Source organism: Paraburkholderia sp. J8-2 (assembly GCF_905220195.1).
Classification (GTDB): domain Bacteria; phylum Pseudomonadota; class Gammaproteobacteria; order Burkholderiales; family Burkholderiaceae; genus Paraburkholderia.
The window spans coordinates 435,680-455,709 of sequence record NZ_CAJMZA010000004.1; the positions used below are offsets into that span (position 1 = coordinate 435,680).

A 20,030-nucleotide genomic window follows, 5' to 3' on the forward strand; every position below is an offset into this window, starting at 1 on the left:
ACGACACAGACATCGAGGAGCGCATATGAGCGCATTTGAAGTACGCATCGGCATCAACCCGCTGTCGTGGATGAACGACGACCTGCCCTCGCTCGGCGGCGAGACGCCGCTCTCCCAGGCGCTGACCGAGGGCCGCGAGATCGGCTATGAGGGCTTCGAGTTAGGCAACAAGTTTCCGCGCGAGCCGCAGGCGCTCAAGGCGCTCCTCGCGCAATACGATCTTTCGCTCGTCTCCGGCTGGTACTCGGGCATGCTCGCGCGGCGCAGCGTCGAGGAAGAGATTGCCGCTGTCGACAAGCATCTGGACCTGCTCGCGCAGAACGGCGCAACGGTGATGGTCTACGGCGAGGTCGCCGATTCGATCCAGGGCGCGCCGCGCCCGCTTTATCAACGGCCGCGCTTTTTCAGCGACAAGCAGTGGGACGAATACGCCGCGCGCGTGGACGCCTTCGCGCGCCACACGCTCTCGCGCGGCGTGCGGCTCGCGTACCACCATCACATGGGCGCCTACGTCGAAACACCCGCCGACGTGGACAAGCTCATGGCGCGCACGAGCGACGCCGTGGGCCTGCTGTTCGACGCAGGCCACATGACGTTTGCCGGCGGCGACCCGGTTGCCGAACTCGACAAGCACATTGCGCGCGTATGCCATGTGCACTGCAAGGACGTGCGCCCCGCCGTCATGAAGCTGGCGCGCAACCGCAACTGGAGCTTTCTCGACGCCGTGCTGGCCGGCGCGTTCACCGTACCCGGCGACGGCGCCGTCGATTTCCCCGCGATCATCGCGCGCCTGAAACGCCACGGCTATCGCGGCTGGCTCGTCGTCGAAGCCGAGCAGGACCCGGTGATCGCTCCGTCCTACGAGTACGCGCAAAAGGGTTATCGTACGCTGCGCTCGCTCGTCGATGCTACGGACACCCAATCGAAGGAGGCAGCATGACACTGCTGGTCAAGGCCGCGCGCGAGGGCCAGACGATCGCGCGCGTCACGCCCGACACCGCGGGCTGGCGCTATGTCGGCTTCGCCGCCTATCGGCTCGAGGCGGATGAAGTGGTCTACGTATCCGAACCCGATCGCGAAAGCTGCATCGTCGTGCTTTCGGGCGCGGTCGATATCGAAGCTGGAGGCGAGCGCTGGTCGAGCCTCGGCTCGCGCGATAGCGTGTTCGAAGACGCCGCGCCATATGCGCTCTACGTGCCGCCCGGCGTCAAAGCGACCGTGCGCGCGAAACGCAATGCCGAAGTGGGCGTTGCGAGCGCGCCCGCGAAGGGCACGCTGCCCGTTCGCCTCATCGAGCCCGCGCAGATGAAGCGCTCCACGCGCGGCAAGGGCGCGAATACGCGCTACGTGTGCGATATCCTGCCGCAAGACGCGCCCGCGGAATCGCTGCTCGTGGTCGAGGTGCGCACGCCTTCGGGCCACTCGTCGAGCTACCCGCCGCACAAGCACGACGCCGACCGCTTGCCGCAGGAAAGCGCGCTCGAGGAAACCTACTATCACCGGCTCAATCCGCCGCAGGGTTTCGCGTTCCAGCGCGTGTACACCGACGCGCGCGATCTGGACGAAACGATGGCCGTGGAAAACCACGATGTCGTGATGGTGCCGCGCGGCTATCACCCGGTCGTCGTCCCGTATGGCTACGACTCGTATTACCTGAACGTGATGGCGGGCCCAACGCGCGAATGGCACTTCCACAACGACCCGGCGCACGAGTGGATCATCGAGCGCGACGCGAAATAGCGCGTCCATAAAAAACACCGCGTGTTGGACCACGCGGCGTTTTCCGTTGTACCCGCAACGACCTAAGGAGCCTCAAGCCAGCCGGAATTTCCCCACGAGACGCTTGAGCACCTTCGCCTGATCGTCGAGCGATTGCGCCGCTGCGGTCGCCTCTTCCACGAGCGCCGCATTCTGCTGCGTGCCGGCGTCCATCTGCGTGACCGCGCGGCTGATCTCCTCGATGCCCGAGCGCTGCTCGCGCGAAGCCGCCGAAATTTCGCCGATGATGTCGTTCACGCGCCTCACGGCCTTCACGACTTCATCCATCGTCGAGCCCGCGTCCTGCGCCAGCGTCGAGCCATTGGACACGCGCTCGACCGATGCGCCGATCAGCGCCTTGATCTCCTTGGCCGCCGCCGCGCTGCGCTGCGCGAGGCTGCGCACCTCGCCCGCCACCACGGCGAAGCCGCGCCCGTCCTCGCCCGCGCGCGCCGCTTCCACGGCCGCGTTGAGCGCGAGAATGTTGGTCTGGAACGCAATGCCCTCGATCACGCCGATGATGTCGGCGATGCTCTTCGCGCTGTCGTTGATCTCCTGCATGGTTGCGACCACGCGGCCCACCACCGAGCCGCCCTTCTCCGCGATTGCCGAGGCGTTGCCCGCGAGCGTGCTGGCCTGCTCCGCGTTCTCGGCGTTCAGGCGCACCGTGGACGTGAGCTGCTCCATGCTGCTCGCCGTGCGCTCGAGCGCCATGGCCTGCTCTTCGGTGCGGCGCGAGAGATCGAGATTGCCGGTCGAGATTTCGCCCGAGGCGGAGGCAATCGCCTCGGCGCTCGCGGCGATCTCCGCCACCGTGTTCGAGAGGCCTTTTTGCATGTCGCGCAGCGCGCCCAGCATGCTTGCCGCGTCGCGCGCATGAACCGAGACGGGCTGGGCGAGATCGCCAGCCGCGATACGAGCCGCGATGGCCTTGGCGTGCGCCGGTTCGCCGCCCAGTTGCCGCGCAATGCGGCGCACGACCCATTCGCTCACGAAGAACGCGAGCACGAACATGGCCACGGTCGCCACGGCCATCATCACGAACGACGACTTGAAGATGAACTCCGCCTTCTCGATCGTGGCTTTCGCAGCTGTGCCGCGCTGCGCGACGAGGTCGTTCACGAGCGTTTCGAGCTTGCCGGTCTCCACGAGCAGCGACACGTCCTGCGTGCCGACCTGCCAGCTCATCTGCGAGAGATCGAGCGGCTGCTGCTTCACGAGCGTCACGAAGTCGCGCAGATGGCCGCTCCACGTCGTGGTCGCGTCCGCGAGCTTCTTTTGCAATGCGAGCGCGTCGCCGCCCTGCTCTTGAGCGTACTGCTGCAGCTGGCTCATGCCGCGCTCCAGCGCGCCAAGATCCTTGTCGATGTCCTGACCCAGTTCTTCGCGCTCGCGCGCCGTGGTCGCCGTGAGCAGCATCTTCTGGGCGCGGCTCGCGCGCAGCACGTGACCGCGCGCTTCCTCGGCGGCGCGGCTCGCGACGTAGCCCTGTTCGTAGATCGATTGCGTCGAGCCGTTGAGACGGCTGATTTGCGCGAGCGAAACGGCACCGATCGCAAGCGTGCCGATCAGCACCAGCGCGAAGGCGAGGCGCAGTGTGGCCTTCACGGAAAGCCGGGAACTGCGCGTTGCAGCGCCGGTGCGTCCACCCTTGTGCAATTGCGCGTTCGCCGCGCTGCCTGCCGGATCCAGCGGCACGAAGCCCGCGTGCCTGCCGCCTTGCGGTACTGCTTTCATTTTGGTCTCCAGCATTGTTGTTCGGCCCAACGCCACCGTTCTTGATTTGCGTTACGCCTCAACTCCGGTCTACGGCACGCCGTCGCGCAATCTTTAACCCCGCCTTTTACCCCTGCGGCGCGCGGCGAGGCTCGTATTCCGGCCCCGTATTGCGCACCTCGTGGGCGCGCACATCGCCGGTTTATACATGGCCAAAATGAAACGCCAAAAATCCCGGCTCAATTTCGAGTATTGGCTCCATCCCATTGCGGCATTGCGCCGCAGGGCAACCGTGCACCGCCCGTGTCCGATTCTCGACAAATCTTGTCCGTACAGTTCGAGCAAGACACATTACACTGCGCTCATAACTCTTATACATGTCCTTTCATGCCGTCGCCGCTGCCCGCCTGGAGTGGTTCCCGCTGAAAACTCTCTGCTGCTACCGAAAACATGGAAACCAGTCTCGACAAGGGCGCTCTGCCGGGCGCCGCCGCGGGTTCGTCCGCGGCCGCTTCCGCCCCCGCCGCGGTGCAACGCACCGTCTATTCGGTGCTCGGTGCGATCAGTTTCTCGCACCTGCTCAACGACATGATCCAGTCGCTGATCCTCGCCATCTACCCGATGCTCAAGGACAACTTCTCGCTGTCGTTCACGCAGATCGGGCTCATCACGCTCACCTACCAGATCACGGCATCGATGCTGCAGCCGCTGGTGGGCGTGTATACCGACAAGCGGCCGCTGCCGTATTCGCTGCCCGTCGGCATGGGCTTCACGCTGTGCGGCCTGCTGCTGATGTCGGTCGCGCCAAGTTTCGGCGTGCTGCTCGTGGCAGCGGCGCTGGTGGGCTGCGGCTCGTCCGTGTTCCATCCGGAATCGTCGCGCGTCGCCCGCATGGCTTCGGGCGGCCAGCATGGTCTGGCGCAGTCGCTCTTCCAGGTGGGCGGCAACGCGGGCTCGTCGCTCGGGCCGCTGCTCGCCGCCGCGATCGTCATTCCGCACGGCCAGCGCAGCATCGCGTGGTTCTCGGCGGCCGCGCTCGTCGGCATGGTCGTGCTCACGCAAATCGGCCGCTGGTACAAGGCACATCCCGCGCTGAAGAAAAAGCGCGCCGAGGTGCCGCACGTGGCGCTCTCGCGCGCACGCGTGGCGGGCGCCATCGGCGTTCTCGTGCTGCTCGTGTTCTCGAAGTACTTCTACCTCGCGAGCATTAACAGCTACTTCACGTTCTATCTGATCGACCGTTTCCACCTTTCCGTGCAGGCCGCGCAGATCCATCTGTTCGTGTTCCTCGCCGCCGTTGCCGCAGGCACGATCATCGGCGGTCCGGTGGGTGACCGCATCGGCCGCAAGTACGTGATCTGGGTCTCGATTCTCGGCGTGGCGCCCTTCACGCTGCTCCTGCCCTACGCCAACCTGTTCTGGACCGGCGTGCTCACGGTCATCATCGGCGTGGTGCTGGCCTCGGCGTTCTCGGCCATCCTCGTGTATGCCCAGGAACTGATTCCGGGCAAGGTGGGCATGGTCGCGGGTCTGTTCTTCGGCTTCGCGTTCGGTCTCGGCGGTATCGGCGCAGCGGTGCTCGGCCAGTTGGCCGATGCCACCAGCATCGCCTTCGTCTACAAGGTCTGCTCGTTCCTGCCGCTCATCGGCATCCTCACCGTGCTGCTGCCCAACGTGGAAGGCAAGCGCGCGAAGAAGGCCGCATAAGCGCTGCAGCACGCCTCATTGCCCAACACAACGGCCGGACGCCCCTCGGGGCTCCGGCCGTTGTGCTTTGTGCGCCTGCACGCGCTTTGCCTCGCCGCGACTTCGTACTAGGCTTGTTGTTGGCCGCCGCCAGCCGCCAGGCGAGATGCGGCGCTTCCGAGACGCCCGCCCACGAGGTCCGTCATGCAACTGTCCACGGTAGAGATCGAAAAGCCCGAAGCCACCAACTTCATCCTTGGCCAGACCCACTTCATCAAATCCGTCGAGGACCTGCACGAGGCGCTCTACGGCACGGTGCCGGGCATCCAGTTCGGCCTCGCGTTCTGCGAGGCGTCGGGCAAGCGGCTCGTGCGGCGCTCGGGCACGCAGGACGCACTCATCGAGATGGCGACGCAAAACGCGCTGCGCATCGGCGCGGGTCACTGCTTCATCGTCTTTCTCGGCGACGGCTTTTTCCCCATCAACGTGCTCAACACGATCAAGGCCGTACCCGAGATCTGCCGCATCTTCTGCGCCACCGCGAACCCGACTCAGGTGCTGATCGCGGAAACCGATCAAGGGCGCGGCATCGTCGGCGTGGTGGACGGCATGCCGCCGCTCGGCGTCGAGGCCGAGGACGACGTGCGCTGGCGCAAGGACCTGTTGCGCGCGATCGGCTACAAGGCCTGAGCGCCCATGCCCATGGCGGCGCTGCGCGGGGCCATCGAGCGGCAGACGGCGCACGCGCTCGCGTGCGGCGCGCTCCACCCCATTGAGACCGCGCATACCTTCATCGACGATGGCGGTATGCGCTTCTATGTGCGCGTGGCCGGGAATCTTGCGCGCAAGGAAGCGGCGCGGCTCACGCCGCAGACTCCGGTTGCGTCCGGCCCGCAGCCGCCGCGCGATCCGTTCCTGCCTTACGAACCCGATCTGTTTGTCTGCGACCTGTCGCCCACGCACGTCGCGCTGCTCAACAAGTTCAATGTGATCGACCAGCACCTGCTGATCGTGACGCGCCGCTACGAGCCGCAGGAAGCGCTGCTTGACGCGGCCGATTTCACCGCACTGATCGCGGCGCTGCGCGAGATCGACGGTCTCGCGTTCTACAACGGCGGCGCGGCGGCAGGCGCGAGCCAGCCGCACAAGCATCTGCAGATGGTGCCGCTGCCGCTCGCAGGCGACGGGCCTCGCGCGACGCCCCTCGAAGCCCTGCTCGGCAGCGCGCAGGCGGTTCACGGCGCGCGTCCCATCGCGATCGTGCCAGGGCTCGCGTTTCGCCACGCCTTCGCGCGCCTCGACCTCGGCCCCGACAAGGCCACGCCGGACGCCGCCGCGCAGGTCGCACTCGACTGCTATCGCGCGCTGCTAGACGCGGCGGGCGTGAGCGCTATCGACGCGGGCGGCGTCGCGCATCAGAGTGCGCCGTACAACCTGCTCGTCACGCGCAAGTGGATGCTGGTCGTGCCGCGCACGGCGGAATGCGTCGAGGGAATCTCGGTGAACTCGCTCGGCTTTGCCGGTTCGTTCTTCGTGCGCAACGCAGCGCAGTTGCAGACGCTCACGCAACTCGGCCCGATGACGGCGCTAGAACGCGTGAGTGTGGCGCGCTGAGGTGCGCTGAGGTGCGCTGAGGTGCGCTGAGGTGCGCTGACGTGCGCTGACGTGCGCTGCGGTGCGTTCAGCGCTCGACAACGAGCGGCTCGAGCGCCGCGCGAAGCGCATCGGGCAACGCGCTCACGGGCCGGCGCGTGGCACGATCGACGTAGACGTGCACGAAATGCCCCTGCGCCGCGGGTGCGTCCTCGCCTTCGCGAAAGAGGCCTACCTCATAGCGCACGCTCGACGAACCGAGCCGCGCCACACGCAGCCCCGCCTCCACGCGCTCCGGAAACACGAGCGGCGCGAAGTAGTTGCACTGCGTTTCGACCACGAGCCCGATCGTCGTGCCGTGTTCGATGTCGAGCGCGCCCGCGCGTATCAGATACTCGTTCACGACGGTGTCGAAGTAGCTGTAGTAGACGACATTGTTCACGTGGCCGTAGACATCGTTGTCCATCCAGCGCGTGCCGATCGGCAGGAAATGGCGATACCCGGAGCGGGCGACGGTGACGGGTCGGTTCATCAGCGTGATCCAGGGAAGGCGTAGCGGGAAAGTGTCGAGCGTCTTGCGGCCATCACTGGCCCGGACGCTCGACGAACTCGAACGGCAGGCCGCGCCGGCGCATCCATTCTCCGAGCGCCTGCCCCGTGCCGGCGCGCCACGGCCGCAGCTTCGCGGGCTCGACGAGGCGGTATTCGAGCAGTTCCGGCGAGAGCGCGATCGTGCCCGACGCCTTCACGTGATACGCGATGATGAGTTCGTTCTTGCGGATGAATTCATACACGCCAACCAGTTCGACGCTCTCGGCGCGCAGCGCGGTCTCTTCACACACCTCGCGCGCGATGCCCTCTTCGGGCGTCTCGCCGTTTTCGAGAAAGCCGGTGATGAGCGCGAACATGCCTTCGGGCCACGCGGCGTTGCGGGCGAGCAGAATGCGGCCCTCGTACTCGACGATCGCCGCCACGACGGGCAGCGGGTTGTTCCAGTGGACGTAGCCGCAGGCGTAGTCCGGGCAGGCGAGACGCACGCGGCCGCCTTCGTGGTCGGGATCGGCGCGCTCGGTCAGGCGCGTGGCGCAGCGCGGGCAAAACTGGTAGTCGCTCATGGGGGAAAAGGCACGGGTCGATGGCGCTGCGAACCCGCTGCGCGGCCCGGCGGGCACGCTCGCGGCTCGCGCGAAAGCGTCCATTCTAGTGCGCTATCGACACGCGCGTGCGACCGCGCAAAACCGGTGCGATGCCGCGTGCCCGCCGTTTTCACGCCTCTGCACGACCTCACGGCTCACACTAGCGCGCCGCCTCGCGCGTGAGCCACACCCGCCACAGCAGTCCGAGCGCCCCGGCCACGAGCGCGCCCGCCGCGAGCCACAGCGACGGCGAGAACGAGCCCGTCGACGCCGCGAGCGGCGCGGCCACGAGCGGCCCCGCGATCTGCCCGACGCCATAGGCAGCCGTCGCATAGCCCATCAGCGCGGCCGCATGCTCGCCGCGCAGAAGGCGCGCCTCGCGCATCGCGAAGAGCGTGATCGCCGTGAACGGCAATCCGATCAACACGCTGCCGAACGAAAATCCCGCGGCGTTGGGCCAGACGATACCGAGCGCGATACCCACGGCCTGCAGCACGTACGCGCCCGCCAGCATCACGCGGTTGTCCCAATGCAGCGGGAAGCGCGCCGCCAGCAGCGCGCCGGTGATCAGCGCCGCGCCGAACATCGGCCAGAACAGGTCGGGCCACGCCGAGCCGGGCAGCGCGTGGCGCGCGATCACGGGCAGGAACGTCGCCGTGATGATGTAGCCGAAGCCGGGCACGCCATACAGCAGCACGAGCCAGAGAGCGTCCGCGCGGCGGTCTTCGCCGGTGTCGTGCGCGGTGCCGGCCGTCGTGCTCGCAGCGGGGCGCGGCGCCAGCGCGCGCATGTCCTCGCCAAACGCGGGCCAGACGAGCACGGCGAGCAGCGCGCTGATGAGCCCGAAGCCTAGCCAACCCGCGCGCGCGCCGAGACCGCCTGCCGCGCTCACGAACAGCCCGGTCGCGATAATGCCGACGCCCGGACCGGTGTAGATCACGCCGCCCCACTCGTTCGCGCCCAGTTGCGCAAGCCGCCGCAGGCCCCATTGCGAGGCGAATACGAACGTCCATGCGCTCACCGCGCCCGCCACGAAACGCACCGCCGCCCAGATCCAGAACTGCTCGGTGAGGCCCATCGCGAGCGTGAGGAGCACCGTGGCCACGAGGCCGGCGCGTACGATCTTTGCGGGCGCGATGCGCAGCGCCACACAACTGAGCGCGCCGACGAAGTAGCCCGCGTAGTTCAGCGATGCGAGCCAGCCACCGTGGCGCAGGTCGAGCGCGCCGCCGTGCAGCATCAGTGGCAAGAGCGGCGTGAACGCGAAGCGCCCGACACCCAGGGCGACGGCGAGGGTCACCATGCAGGCCAACGCCGCGCGGCGCCCGGCATGCGGGCGTGGCCCGGAAACGCAGGCGGCGCGGGGGACGTAATCGTTCATGAGTTCAGTGGGTTAAGCGATCGCCTACCATCGTAGGCAATTCTATCGTTCACGAAAAATGAATTATCATGAATCAATGCATCCCGAGGAGAGAACCATGGACCTCGCCGAACTGGCGATTTTCCGGGCGGTCGTCCGGGAAAACGGCGTAACGCGGGCCGCCGCCAAGCTCAACCGCGTGCAGTCGAACGTGACGACGCGCATCAAGCAACTCGAAGATCAGCTCGGCACGCCGCTCTTCACGCGCGAGGGCCGCCGCCTCATTCTCACGCCCGCGGGCGAAACCCTGCTGCCCTACGCCGAGCGTCTGCTCGCGCTTGCCGACGAAGCGCGCCATGCGCTGAAGGCCGGACGCCCGGCGGGACGCCTGAGGCTCGGCACCATGGAAAGCGCTGCGGCAAGCCGTCTGCCCGGCCTGCTTGCGCACTATCACCAGACGTGGCCCGAGGTCACGCTCGAACTGGAAACGGGCACGACGGGCACGCTGATCGAACGTCTGCGCGAATACGAAATCGATGCCGCGCTGATCGCCACGCCGCTCGACGGCCTGCCGGACCCCGAGGTGTTCGACGTCGTGCCGGTCTATCGCGAGGAACTCGTGATGCTCACGCCGCGCGGGCACCGGGCAATCCGTCAGCCTCGCGATATCGCGCTCTCCACGCTCGTCGCGTTCGAGCGCGGCTGCGCGTATCGCGCCTACGTCGAGCGGTGGTATCTGGAGCATGGCATCCGGCCGTCACGCGTGCTGGAACTGGGCTCGTATCACGCGATCGTCGCGTGCGTGGCGGCGGGCGCGGGTGTGGCCGTCGCGCCGCGCTCGGTGCTCGAACTGCAACGCAGCGCCGACGAGGTCACGGTGCATTCCCTTGGCAAGCTCGGCCAGATCGACACGCTGCTTGCCTGGCGGCGTGGCCACTTTTCGCCCGCGCTCGGCGCGTTGAAGGACGCGCTGATGGAGCATGCGCAACACACAGGCTGCGCGGCGTCACCGTTAGCGGGTGAAGCTGCAGCGACGGCGGCAGGCCTGCACGCCATTTAAGCCGCGCGGAAAACAAAAAGGGCTGCCCTCACGGACAGCCCTTTTTTCATTGCCAAGCGGCGATCAAGCCGCCGCGCGCGGCATTACAGCTTCGCTTCGACCCAGCCCTTCACGCCGGCAAGCGCGGCCGGCAGGTTGGCAGGCTCCGTGCCGCCCGCCTGCGCCATGTCGGGACGGCCGCCGCCCTTGCCGCCCACCTGCTGGGCGACGAAGTTCACGAGTTCGCCGGCCTTGACCTTCTTGCTCGCCTCGGCGGTCACGCCGGCGATCAGGCTGACCTTGCCGCCTTCCACCGCCGCCAGCACGATGGCCGCGCTCTTGAGCTTGTCCTTGAGCTTGTCCACGGTCTCGCGCAGCGTCTTCGAATCGGCGCCGTCGAGCGTCGCGGCGAGCACGTGCACGCCATTCACTTCGATCGCCTGGCCGACGAGCTCGTCGCCCTGGCTCGAAGCGAGCTTCGACTTGAGCGCGCCCAGTTCCTTTTCCAGCGACTTGACCTGGTCCTGCACCTGCGCGATGCGCTGCGTGAGCTCCGAAGGCTGCGCCTTCAGCGCCGCCGCTGCCGCGTTGATGCGGGCGTCGAGGTCCTGCACGAAGCGCACGGCGTTGTCGCCCGTGATCGCTTCCACGCGGCGGATGCCCGCGGCCACGCCGCCTTCCATCACGATCTTGAAGAGGCCGATATCGCCGCTGCGATGCACGTGCGTGCCGCCGCACAGCTCGCGCGAGAAGCCGAGGTCGAGCACGCGCACTTCGTCGCCGTACTTCTCGCCGAACAGCGCCATCGCGCCGCCCTTCACGGCATCGTCGTACGACATCACGCGCACGATGCCGGGCGCGTTCGCGATCACTTCCGCGTTGACGATCTGCTCGACACGGCGGATTTCGTCATCCGTCATCGGCGCGTTGTGCGCGAAGTCGAAGCGGGTTTTATCGGCGTCGACGAGCGAGCCCTTCTGCTGCACGTGCGCACCGAGCACTTCGCGCAGCGCCTTGTGCATCAAGTGCGTGGCCGAGTGGTTGCGCGCGGTGCGGGCGCGGCGAATGGCGTCGATTTCCGCCTTCACGACGTCGCCAACCTTGAGCGTGCCTTGCTCGAGCGTACCGTGGTGGCCGGCAACGTCGGCTTGAACCTTGAGCGTGTCGGCAACGGCGAAGCGGATGCTCGCGTTCGAGATCACACCCTGGTCGCCCACCTGGCCGCCCGATTCCGCGTAGAACGGCGTGTGGTCGAGCACGACCACGGCGTCCTGGCCCGTCTTCACTTCGTTGACCGAGGAGCCGTCCACGTAGAGCGCGACGACCTTCGCGTCGTCGAACACGATTTCTTCGTAGCCGTGGAACGTCGTCTTCGCGCCCGAGTATTCGAGGCCCTGCGTCAGCATCTTGAACTTGCCTGCCGCGCGCGCCTGCTCGCGCTGACGCGCCATCGCTTCGTCGAACGCCGGCTCGTCGACCGTCATGTTGCGCTCACGGCACACGTCGGCCGTGAGGTCGAGCGGGAAACCGTACGTGTCGTGCAGCTTGAACGCGAGTTCGCCGTCGAGCGTCTTACGGCCCTTGGCCTCGAGGTCTGCGAGTTCGGCTTCGAGGATCGACATGCCGTTCTCGATGGTCTCGAAGAAGCGCTCTTCTTCCTGGCGCAGAACGTCCGTCACGCGTTGCTGCGCTTCGGCGAGTTCCGGGTAAGCCGCGCCCATTTCGGCGACGAGATCCCCCACCAGCTTGTGGAAGAACGCGCCCTTCTTGCCGAGCTTGTAGCCGTGGCGGATCGCGCGGCGCACGATACGGCGCAGCACGTAGCCGCGGCCTTCGTTGCCCGGAATCACGCCGTCGACGATCAGGAACGAGCACGCGCGGATGTGGTCGGCGATGACCTTCAGCGAATTGTTCGTGAGATCGGGCGTGTTCGTTTCGCGCGAAGCCGCCTTGATGAGGTTCTGGAACAGGTCGATCTCATAGTTGCTGTGCACGTGCTGGAGCACGGCGGCAAGGCGCTCGAGACCCATGCCCGTATCGACGCACTGCTTGGGCAGCGGCGTCATGTTGCCCTGGGCGTCGCGGTTGAACTGCATGAACACGAGATTCCAGATCTCGATGAAGCGGTCGCCGTCTTCCTCAGGAGACCCCGGAGGGCCGCCCCAGATTTCCGGGCCGTGGTCGTAAAACACTTCCGAGCACGGACCGCACGGGCCGGTATCGGCCATCTGCCAGAAGTTGTCGGAAGCGTAGCGCGCGCCCTTGTTGTCGCCGATGCGGATGATGCGCTCGACCGGCACGCCGATTTCCTTCGCCCAGATGTCGAAGGCTTCGTCGTCTTCCTGGTAGACGGTCACCGTGAGCTTCTCTGCCGGCAGCGCGTAGACCTTGGTCAGCAGTTCCCAGCAGTAGTGGATCGCGTCGCGCTTGAAATAGTCGCCGAACGAGAAGTTGCCGAGCATCTCGAAGAACGTGTGGTGGCGCGCCGTGTAGCCGACGTTTTCGAGGTCGTTATGCTTGCCGCCGGCGCGCACGCTGCGCTGCGCCGTCGTGGCGCGCGAGTACGGGCGCTGGTCGGTGCCGAGGAACACGTCCTTGAACTGCACCATGCCCGAGTTGGTGAAGAGCAGTGTCGGGTCGTTGCCCGGCACGAGGCTCGACGAGCGCACGATCGTGTGGCCCTTCGATTCGAAGAACTTGAGGAATTTCTCGCGGATGTCGGCGGCTTTCATGGCGTGCGTTGGGTCCTTCCTGGGGCGTCCGGTGCTTCAATCTTGGTCGTGGTCGGGGCCCCGGCCGGTGGCGAAAACCCCGATGCTGAATCGAACGATTATACGGGATCGCCGCCCGCTCGCGGCGGCGCCCCCCGCGTGGTTTGCATGGGCGCGACACGGCGTGCGGCGGCGACGGGCCGCTCGGCTTTGTTCCGCAGTGCGGAACTTTGTACCGAATATTGACGTGTACCCCGCCTTTTCGCTTACTATGGGCGGCATCGGCCTGCGCGCCATGTGCGCTCACGGCCTGCCTTAGAACGACATTGGAAGACACAGCATGGGCGCTCTCAGCCATATTCGCGTACTCGATCTCACCCGCGTCCTCGCCGGACCGTGGTGCGCACAGACCCTCGCCGACTTCGGCGCCGACGTGATCAAGGTCGAGCGCCCCGGCGCCGGCGACGACACGCGCCACTGGGGGCCTCCGTACCTGAAAACGCCCGACGGCGCGGACACCGCGGAAGCGGCCTACTACCTCGCCGCGAACCGCAACAAGCGCTCGGTGACGGTGGACATCGCCACGCCCGAGGGGCAGCGCATCGTGCGCGAGCTGGCCGCGCAAAGCGATGTCGTGCTGGAGAACTACAAGGCGGGCCAGTTGAAGAAGTACGGGCTCGACTACGAGTCGCTGCGCGAAGTGAAGCCCGACCTCATCTACTGCTCGGTCACCGGCTTCGGCCAAACGGGGCCCTACGCCTCGCGCGCAGGCTACGACTTCATCGTGCAGGGCATGGGCGGCTTCATGAGCATTACCGGCGAGCGCGACGCGCTGCCGGGCGGCGGCCCGCAAAAGGCGGGCGTCGCGATCGCCGACCTGATGACCGGCATGTATTCGACCATTGCCGTGCTCACGGCGCTCGCCCACCGCGACCGCACGGGCGTGGGCCAGTACATCGACATGGCGCTGCTCGACGTGCAGGTCGCCATGCTCGCGAACATGAACTCGAACTACCTCGCAAGCGGCAATCCGCCTGCGCGCTGGGGCAACGCGCATCCGAACATCGTGCCCTATCAGGCATTCCAGACGAGCGACAGCTGGATCATCCTCGCGGTGGGCAACGACGGACAGTTCCGCAAGTTCGTCGAAGTGGCGGGCCAGCCCGAGCTTGCCGACGACGAGCGCTTCGCGACCAATCCGGCGCGCGTGCGCCATCGCGACACGCTCGTGCCGATCGTCGCCGGGTTGATTCGCGGGCGCACGAAAGCCGACTGGATCGGCGCGCTCGAAGCCGCGGGCGTGCCGTGCGGGCCGATCAACAACCTCGCGGAAGTGTTCGATAACGAGCAGGTGATCGCGCGCGGGCTGCAGGTCGATGTGCCGCATCCTTCGGGCGGCACGGCGCGGCTCGTGGGCAACCCCATCCGCATGAGCGAGACCCCGCCGCGCGTGACGAGCCATCCGCCCACGCTCGGCGAGCATACCGATACGGTACTGCGCGAGGTGCTCGGCTACGGCGACGAGCAGGTAGCGGCGTTGCGCGGCAAGGGCGTGGTGTAACCACGACGCCCAGGGCGGCTAGCCGCGGTTCCCCGCCGACATCAGCCACGCGAGCCCCTGCGGCCAGTCGGCGAGCCCGCTTTCCGCGTTGATATGGCCGCGCGCGCCGATCTCGAACCAGCGGCTGCCCCACGCCTGCGCGCAGCGTTCGGAGAACGCCGCGCCGCCATACGGATCGTCGCTGCTGGCGACCACGACGCTCGCAAACGGCAGCGCCGCCAGCGGCACCGGATCGAAGCCCCGTGCGTCGCGCGGAAATTCGGGACCGTGTGGATCGGGTAGCGCCACCAGCAGCGCGCCAGCCACCTTCGCGCGGGTCGCGGCGCTCGCGTGATGCGCGGCCCAGTGCGCCACGGTCAGGCAGCCCAGGCTGTGGGCGGCGAGGCGCACGCCAGCAGGCGCGCGTTGCACGGCGGCTTCGAGCGTCGTGCACCACGCCTCGCAGTCCGGGTGCATCCAGTCGGGCATCTGCACCCGTGTAAAGCCCGTGTGCGCGGCTTCCCAGCGCGTCTGCCAGTGCCCCGGCCCCGAATCCATATAGCCCGGCAGTACCAGCACAGACGTTTCATTCATCGTCACGTTTTTTCCTCGCTTGTTGTGGTCCGCGCGACGATCCGGCACCGGGACTGGCACGGCGGGTCGCGTCAGGTAGAATGGAAGACACCATCGGGTGCCCGGTTACGCGCTTTTATCCTTTTGACGGGTGCCCTCGAACGACTCCCTTTTCGCATGAATACCGAACGTAAAGACGCCGACCGCACGGACGCGCCTGCGGCATCCAATTTCATCCGCAACATCATCGACGACGACAACCAGTCGGGCAAGTGGGCGCAGCGCGTCGAAACGCGCTTCCCGCCGGAGCCGAACGGCTATCTGCACATCGGCCACGCGAAGAGCATCTGCCTGAACTTCGGCGTGGCGAAAAGCTACGGCGGCGTGTGCCACCTGCGCTTCGACGACACGAACCCGGAGAAGGAAGACGTCGAGTACGTCAACTCCATCATCGACGCTGTGGAGTGGCTTGGTTTCGAGTGGAAGAAGGACGACCAGGAATACCTCTTCTACGCGAGCGACTACTACGACAAGCTCTACGAGTTCGCCGAACTGCTGATCCAGCGCGGCAAGGCGTATGTGGACAGCCAGTCGCCGGAAGAGATGCGCGCGAACCGTGGCTCGGCCACGGAGGCCGGCAAGAACTCGCCGTTCCGCGAGCGCTCGGTCGAGGAAAACCTCGACCTGTTCCGCCGCATGAAGGCCGGTGAATTCGCCGAAGGCGCGCACGTGCTGCGCGCGAAGATCGACATGGCGTCGCCGAACTTCAACATGCGCGACCCGGTCATCTACCGCATCCGCTTCGCGCATCACTACCGCACCGGCGACAAGTGGTGCGTGTATCCGATGTACGACTACACGCACTGCATCTCGGACGCGCTGGAAAACATCACGCATTCGCTGTGCACGCTCGAGTTCGAAGACCACCGTCCGCTGTACGACTGGGTGCTCAGCGAACTGGCCGACGCCGGCGTGTTCGCGCGCCCGCTGCCGCAGCAAATCGAGTTTTCGCGTCTGAACCTCACGTACGCGATCACGAGCAAGCGCAAGCTGCTGCAACTCGTGACCGAAAACCACGTGGACGGCTGGGACGACCCGCGCATGCCGACCATCGTCGGCGTGCGCCGCCGCGGCTTCACGCCTGAAGCCATCCAGCTTTTCTGCGAGCGCATCGGCGTGACGAAGGTCGATTCGTGGATCGACATGAGCGTGTTCGAAGGCGCGCTGCGCGACGACCTCGACGACAAGGCGCCGCGTGCGACCGCCGTGCTCGACCCGCTCAAGCTCGTGATCGACAACTACCCCGAAGGCCAGTCCGAGGCATGTAGCGCGCCAGTGCATCCGCATCATCCGGAGCGCGGCAATCGCGCGTTCACGTTTTCGCGCGAACTGTGGATCGAGCGCGAGGACTTCCAGGAAACGCCGCCGAAGGGCTATTTCCGCCTGTTCCCGGGTAACAAGGTGCGGCTGAAGTACGGCTTCGTCGTTGAATGCACGGGCGCGGAGAAGGACGCCGACGGCAACATCATTGCCGTGCATTGCAACTACTTCCCCGACAGCAAATCGGGCACCGAAGGCGCGAGCAACTACAAGGTCAAGGGCACGATCCACTGGATCAGCGCCGACAACGCCGTGCCAGCCGAAGTGCGCCTCTATGACCGCCTGTTCCGCGAAGAGCAGCCCGATGCGGGCGGCCGCGACTTCCTCGAGGCGCTGAATCCGGACTCGAAGCGCGTTGTTCAGGCTTTTGTCGAACCGGGCGCACGCGACGCCGCGCCCGAAGACCGCTATCAGTTCGAACGCCATGGCTACTTCGTCGCCGACCGCTACGATTCGAAGCCGGGTGCGCCGGTGTTCAACCGCATCGTCGGTTTGCGCGACAGCTGGGGCAAGTAAGGCGCGCGCCCGCCATCAAGCAAAAAGCCCGCACAGATTTGTGCGGGCTTTTTCTTTTCGACAGCGGCTAGCGAGAACGCCTTAAAGTTTGCGATGCAATTCGGCGAGCGAAAGCGTCGTGTTGAAAAGGCGCGCGAGACTGCGGCTCGCGTAGCGATCGACTTCGCCTGGCGGGGTCCAGCGCCAGGCGTCCATTTCCGGGATCATCACGCCGTCCTCCCTGCGCGGAAAGAGCGACACGCAAACGCAACGCGAGAGATCGAGTTCATCGGCGCTCGCGCGCGCGGCGAAGAGATGCAGATCCTTGTCGCGCCGGTACAGATAGCGCCCAAGATCGACGAGCCGCGACGCCGCCACTTCGATGCCGGTCTCCTCGACCATCTCGCGGCGCGCGCTTTGCGATTCGGTCTCGCCGGACTCGCCCTGCCCCTTCGGAATGTCCCAGTGATTCGTGCCGGTTGCGTGCGCGAGCAGCACGCGGCCTTCAGGATCGAGCAGCACGATGCCGCACGAAACGATCTTGCCGTTCACCGCGCGCTCAGTGCTGCTTCTGGAAAACCCACGCGCCCTGGCCCGTGCGGCAGAAGTGCGGACGCAGCGTCATCGACTGGCCCTTCGCGTTGATGACGACCTCGGTGTCGCGGCAGGTCTTGTCGCCTTCCTTTTGCGTATTCGACGGCGTGATGGTCGAGGTGATGCGCGTGCCATTACGCGAGCCCTCGTTCGACCACGCCGTGGCCTCGCCATCAGCCTTGTGCTCGACGGCATCGCGCACAGCGTTCTGCAGCGAGCTGTAGTCCGCCTGGTTCATGAACGACATGGGCGTGTTGTTCAGAAAACCCAGGTTGGCGGCATGTGCGTTGCCCATGCCGACCGTGACAAAGAGCGCCGCGCCCAGGGCGCTCAGCGTATGCAGGGTTCGGGGCATTCTCGACATTTTGTGTTCTCCTCGACTGACTGAGCGATTCGGCGAAAAGCATAACACGCGCCCTTTTTTCGGCTCACCGAGCGAGGCCGCGCTCGCGCCCGGTTTCTTTTCAGATTGATTTGATGGTGAGGGCTAGCACCGATCACTACGATGGGTCCGTCGCCCACTTACATCTCCATCAGGAATATCTGACATGACCTACGCCATCGCCCTAAGGGTCTTTGCGGTCCTGCTGGCCCTCATCTGCATCGGCCTGATGTCGTTCGTCGCGCACTACACGCACGCGCCACAAACGCAAACACCTGGCCCGAACCTCGCAATACACCTTGAGCGCCCTGAGCGCACCGAGCACGCGCCGCGCTGGCCGGACGCCACGGTGCGCATCGGTACGGTCGCGTTGCTCGTCTCCTTCGTCGTGCTCGCCGGCGTCTGCCTGCTGATCGCGGGCGTCTGACGCAGCGCGCTCAGTCCACGCTCAATGCGCCCCCGGCTGCCAGCCGTCGGTGAGCGTGTCGAGAAACGCGATCACGTCCTTGATTTCGGCGTTACTGAACACTGGCGCGTCGCCCGGCTTGCGATCGAACGGCGGGTCCGTGTTCAGATTCACCCAGTAGCGGCGCGGTAGATCGTCGAACTTCTGCACGCGGCCCTTCACCACCGGATAGAACTCCTCCGGATTCGTATCGCGCCGCGCGTAGAAACGCAGCACATCTTCCAGCGAGTGATAAACGCCGTTGTGGAAGAACGACTTCTTGAGCGCGACGTTGCGCAGCGTCGGCGTGCGAAAGAGCCCGCAAAATTCCGCGCGATGATCGAGGTCCGTGCGTTCCGGGCCGCATGCCCCTAGATCAAAAAACTTGCGGTCGTGATTCACGGTAAGCGCACGGTTGCGCGGCACGCCCACAGCGATCAGACCGAAGTCGCTGAATTGCGGAGGCGAGCCGTCCTTTGCACGCTGGCTGATATGGCAGCTCGCGCAATTGCCCTTCTTCTCGTCGTTGAAGAGCTGCAGCCCGCGCAGCTCGGCGGCGCCGAGCGTGGCCTTGCCGGCGAGGTACGCGTCGTATTTACTCGTGTATGGATAAAACACCTCGGGCGATTGCTCGAATGTCTCCAGTGACTTCAGCACGGCCTTGAAGGTTGCATCGTCGTCAGCCAGGACGCGCGCGCCGAATGCCTCGCGAAACGCCTCAGCGTAAGGTGCCGCCCGCACCGCCTCGGCTACCTTCTTCGGCGAGCTCGCCATCTCGAACGTCGAGAGCAACGGAATGCGCGCCTGGTCCGAACCGCGATCGACGCGGCCGTCCCACGTGAGCCCGCCGGTCGGACCCGCATCGACGCTCTCATCGCCTTCGTCGTCGGAGTCGTGATAGTGCTCGGCGAACGCCGGCACCGCCTGCAGATACTTGAGCGTCGGCACGGCGCGCATGCCCTGGCGTCGCATGTCCGTGCCGCCGATCTGCACGTCGAGCGCGTTGGCCGGCGTGAACGCGTGGTCCGGGCTGTGACACGACGCGCACGCCATCTTGCCCGAGCCCGAGAGCGACGGGTCGAAGAACATCTGTTTGCCGAGCACCGTCATGCGGCGCACCTGCGCGTAGACCTCGGCACGCGTCTGTCCACCTTGCGCGGGCGCGGCGATTTTCATCAGCTTCACGCCCTGTGCGGCGCGCGCGTTCGCATTGGCGTCTTGCGCACGCGAGGCGCTGCCAGATGCGCCTGTCGTTGCATCGGCGGTCGCGGAACCGGACATGCTGCCGTCGCACGCCATCAGCAGCGACGACAGCGCCGCCGCCATCAGGAAGCGCCCCGCCTGGCGGCGCGCGCCGCCGTGCGATCGAGCGCGCGTCTCACTGTGTGTTCGCGCCGTACGACGCGCCAATCTACGCAACATGCCTGGTCCCCGAAGCTTGAGCGCGACGCGCGCTTGCCGCCGCGCCGCTGCAGTGCGAATGCCGATGCGCTCACCCGCACATCGAAGTCGCGAAAGCGTATGTCAGGGATGTGACGCTCAAATGACATGCAGTAAGACAGATGTCATGCAATCAAAGGGCACAAAAAAGCTAAATGTAATTTTTTACATATCGCTGTCAA

General features: G+C 66.1%; 18 protein-coding genes. 9 read left to right on the top strand and 9 right to left on the bottom strand.

Annotation, left to right across the window (positions count from 1 at the left end; genetic code table 11):
- Positions 1–25: 25 nt before the first annotated feature.
- The gene (iolE, locus tag U5A52_RS13220; RefSeq protein WP_321934973.1) at positions 26–940 is read left to right on the top strand and encodes a myo-inosose-2 dehydratase; all 915 of its coding nucleotides are present in this window, start codon (positions 26–28) and stop codon (positions 938–940) included.
- Positions 937–1,740 carry a 5-deoxy-glucuronate isomerase gene (iolB, locus tag U5A52_RS13225; RefSeq protein WP_321909147.1) on the top strand — a complete coding sequence of 268 codons (804 nt, stop codon included), beginning with the start codon at positions 937–939 and terminating at the stop codon, positions 1,738–1,740. Before iolE ends, iolB begins: the two co-directional genes overlap by 4 nt.
- 72 nt (positions 1,741–1,812) lie before the next feature.
- Here the strand turns inward: iolB and U5A52_RS13230 are convergent, their stop codons facing one another.
- A complete protein-coding gene (locus U5A52_RS13230; RefSeq protein ID WP_321934974.1) occupies positions 1,813–3,495 on the bottom strand; it encodes a methyl-accepting chemotaxis protein in 1,683 nt (560 codons plus the stop codon).
- Between the two features lie 429 nt (positions 3,496–3,924).
- Between U5A52_RS13230 and U5A52_RS13235 the strand changes: the two genes are divergently transcribed.
- The 3 genes from U5A52_RS13235 to U5A52_RS13245 all read left to right on the top strand — a co-directional run bounded on the left by U5A52_RS13235 (position 3,925) and on the right by U5A52_RS13245 (position 6,774).
- A complete protein-coding gene (locus tag U5A52_RS13235) occupies positions 3,925–5,181 on the top strand; it encodes an MFS transporter (RefSeq protein WP_321934975.1) in 1,257 nt (418 codons plus the stop codon).
- Positions 5,182–5,364: 183 nt separating this feature from the next.
- Positions 5,365–5,850, top strand: a complete 486-nt coding sequence (locus tag U5A52_RS13240) for an adenosine-specific kinase (protein WP_321934976.1) — start codon at positions 5,365–5,367, stop codon at positions 5,848–5,850.
- Between the two features lie 6 nt (positions 5,851–5,856).
- Positions 5,857–6,774: an ATP adenylyltransferase family protein gene (locus tag U5A52_RS13245; RefSeq protein ID WP_321934977.1), complete on the top strand. Its 918-nt coding sequence runs from the start codon at positions 5,857–5,859 to the stop codon at positions 6,772–6,774.
- Between the two features lie 67 nt (positions 6,775–6,841).
- Here the strand turns inward: U5A52_RS13245 and U5A52_RS13250 are convergent, their stop codons facing one another.
- The 3 genes from U5A52_RS13250 to U5A52_RS13260 form a co-directional block, all read right to left on the bottom strand.
- A complete protein-coding gene (locus U5A52_RS13250; RefSeq protein WP_321909155.1) occupies positions 6,842–7,285 on the bottom strand; it encodes a thioesterase family protein in 444 nt (147 codons plus the stop codon).
- Between the two features lie 52 nt (positions 7,286–7,337).
- A complete protein-coding gene (locus U5A52_RS13255; RefSeq protein WP_321934978.1) occupies positions 7,338–7,868 on the bottom strand; it encodes an NUDIX domain-containing protein in 531 nt (176 codons plus the stop codon).
- A 181-nt stretch (positions 7,869–8,049) separates the two neighbouring features.
- Positions 8,050–9,270 carry a YbfB/YjiJ family MFS transporter gene (locus tag U5A52_RS13260; protein ID WP_321946885.1) on the bottom strand — a complete coding sequence of 407 codons (1,221 nt, stop codon included), beginning with the start codon at positions 9,268–9,270 and terminating at the stop codon, positions 8,050–8,052.
- Between the two features lie 97 nt (positions 9,271–9,367).
- Between U5A52_RS13260 and U5A52_RS13265 the strand changes: the two genes are divergently transcribed.
- Positions 9,368–10,309 carry a LysR substrate-binding domain-containing protein gene (locus U5A52_RS13265; protein WP_321934980.1) on the top strand — a complete coding sequence of 314 codons (942 nt, stop codon included), beginning with the start codon at positions 9,368–9,370 and terminating at the stop codon, positions 10,307–10,309.
- A gap of 83 nt (positions 10,310–10,392) precedes the next feature.
- On the opposite strand, the gene alaS is transcribed toward U5A52_RS13265, so the two are convergent.
- Entirely contained in the window at positions 10,393–13,020 is a 2,628-nt protein-coding gene (gene alaS / locus U5A52_RS13270; RefSeq protein WP_321934981.1) for an alanine--tRNA ligase, read from the bottom strand.
- A 319-nt stretch (positions 13,021–13,339) separates the two neighbouring features.
- On the opposite strand from alaS, the gene U5A52_RS13275 reads away from it, so the two are divergent.
- Entirely contained in the window at positions 13,340–14,560 is a 1,221-nt protein-coding gene (locus U5A52_RS13275; protein WP_321909164.1) for a CaiB/BaiF CoA-transferase family protein, read from the top strand.
- An 18-nt stretch (positions 14,561–14,578) separates the two neighbouring features.
- Here the strand turns inward: U5A52_RS13275 and U5A52_RS13280 are convergent, their stop codons facing one another.
- Positions 14,579–15,133 carry an RBBP9/YdeN family alpha/beta hydrolase gene (locus tag U5A52_RS13280; protein WP_321934982.1) on the bottom strand — a complete coding sequence of 185 codons (555 nt, stop codon included), beginning with the start codon at positions 15,131–15,133 and terminating at the stop codon, positions 14,579–14,581.
- A gap of 156 nt (positions 15,134–15,289) precedes the next feature.
- On the opposite strand from U5A52_RS13280, the gene U5A52_RS13285 reads away from it, so the two are divergent.
- A complete protein-coding gene (locus U5A52_RS13285) occupies positions 15,290–17,008 on the top strand; it encodes a glutamine--tRNA ligase/YqeY domain fusion protein (RefSeq protein WP_321934983.1) in 1,719 nt (572 codons plus the stop codon).
- Between the two features lie 81 nt (positions 17,009–17,089).
- On the opposite strand, the gene U5A52_RS13290 is transcribed toward U5A52_RS13285, so the two are convergent.
- Positions 17,090–17,539: an NUDIX hydrolase gene (locus U5A52_RS13290; RefSeq protein WP_321934984.1), complete on the bottom strand. Its 450-nt coding sequence runs from the start codon at positions 17,537–17,539 to the stop codon at positions 17,090–17,092.
- A 7-nt stretch (positions 17,540–17,546) separates the two neighbouring features.
- Entirely contained in the window at positions 17,547–17,945 is a 399-nt protein-coding gene (locus U5A52_RS13295) for an RT0821/Lpp0805 family surface protein (RefSeq protein ID WP_321909169.1), read from the bottom strand.
- 184 nt (positions 17,946–18,129) lie between these two features.
- Between U5A52_RS13295 and U5A52_RS13300 the strand changes: the two genes are divergently transcribed.
- Entirely contained in the window at positions 18,130–18,390 is a 261-nt protein-coding gene (locus U5A52_RS13300) for a hypothetical protein (protein ID WP_321934985.1), read from the top strand.
- A gap of 21 nt (positions 18,391–18,411) precedes the next feature.
- On the opposite strand, the gene U5A52_RS13305 is transcribed toward U5A52_RS13300, so the two are convergent.
- Positions 18,412–19,830 (bottom strand): cytochrome-c peroxidase, encoded by a 1,419-nt coding sequence (locus U5A52_RS13305; RefSeq protein WP_321934986.1) that lies wholly within the window; start codon positions 19,828–19,830, stop codon positions 18,412–18,414.
- Between the last annotated feature and the right edge of the window lie 200 nt (positions 19,831–20,030).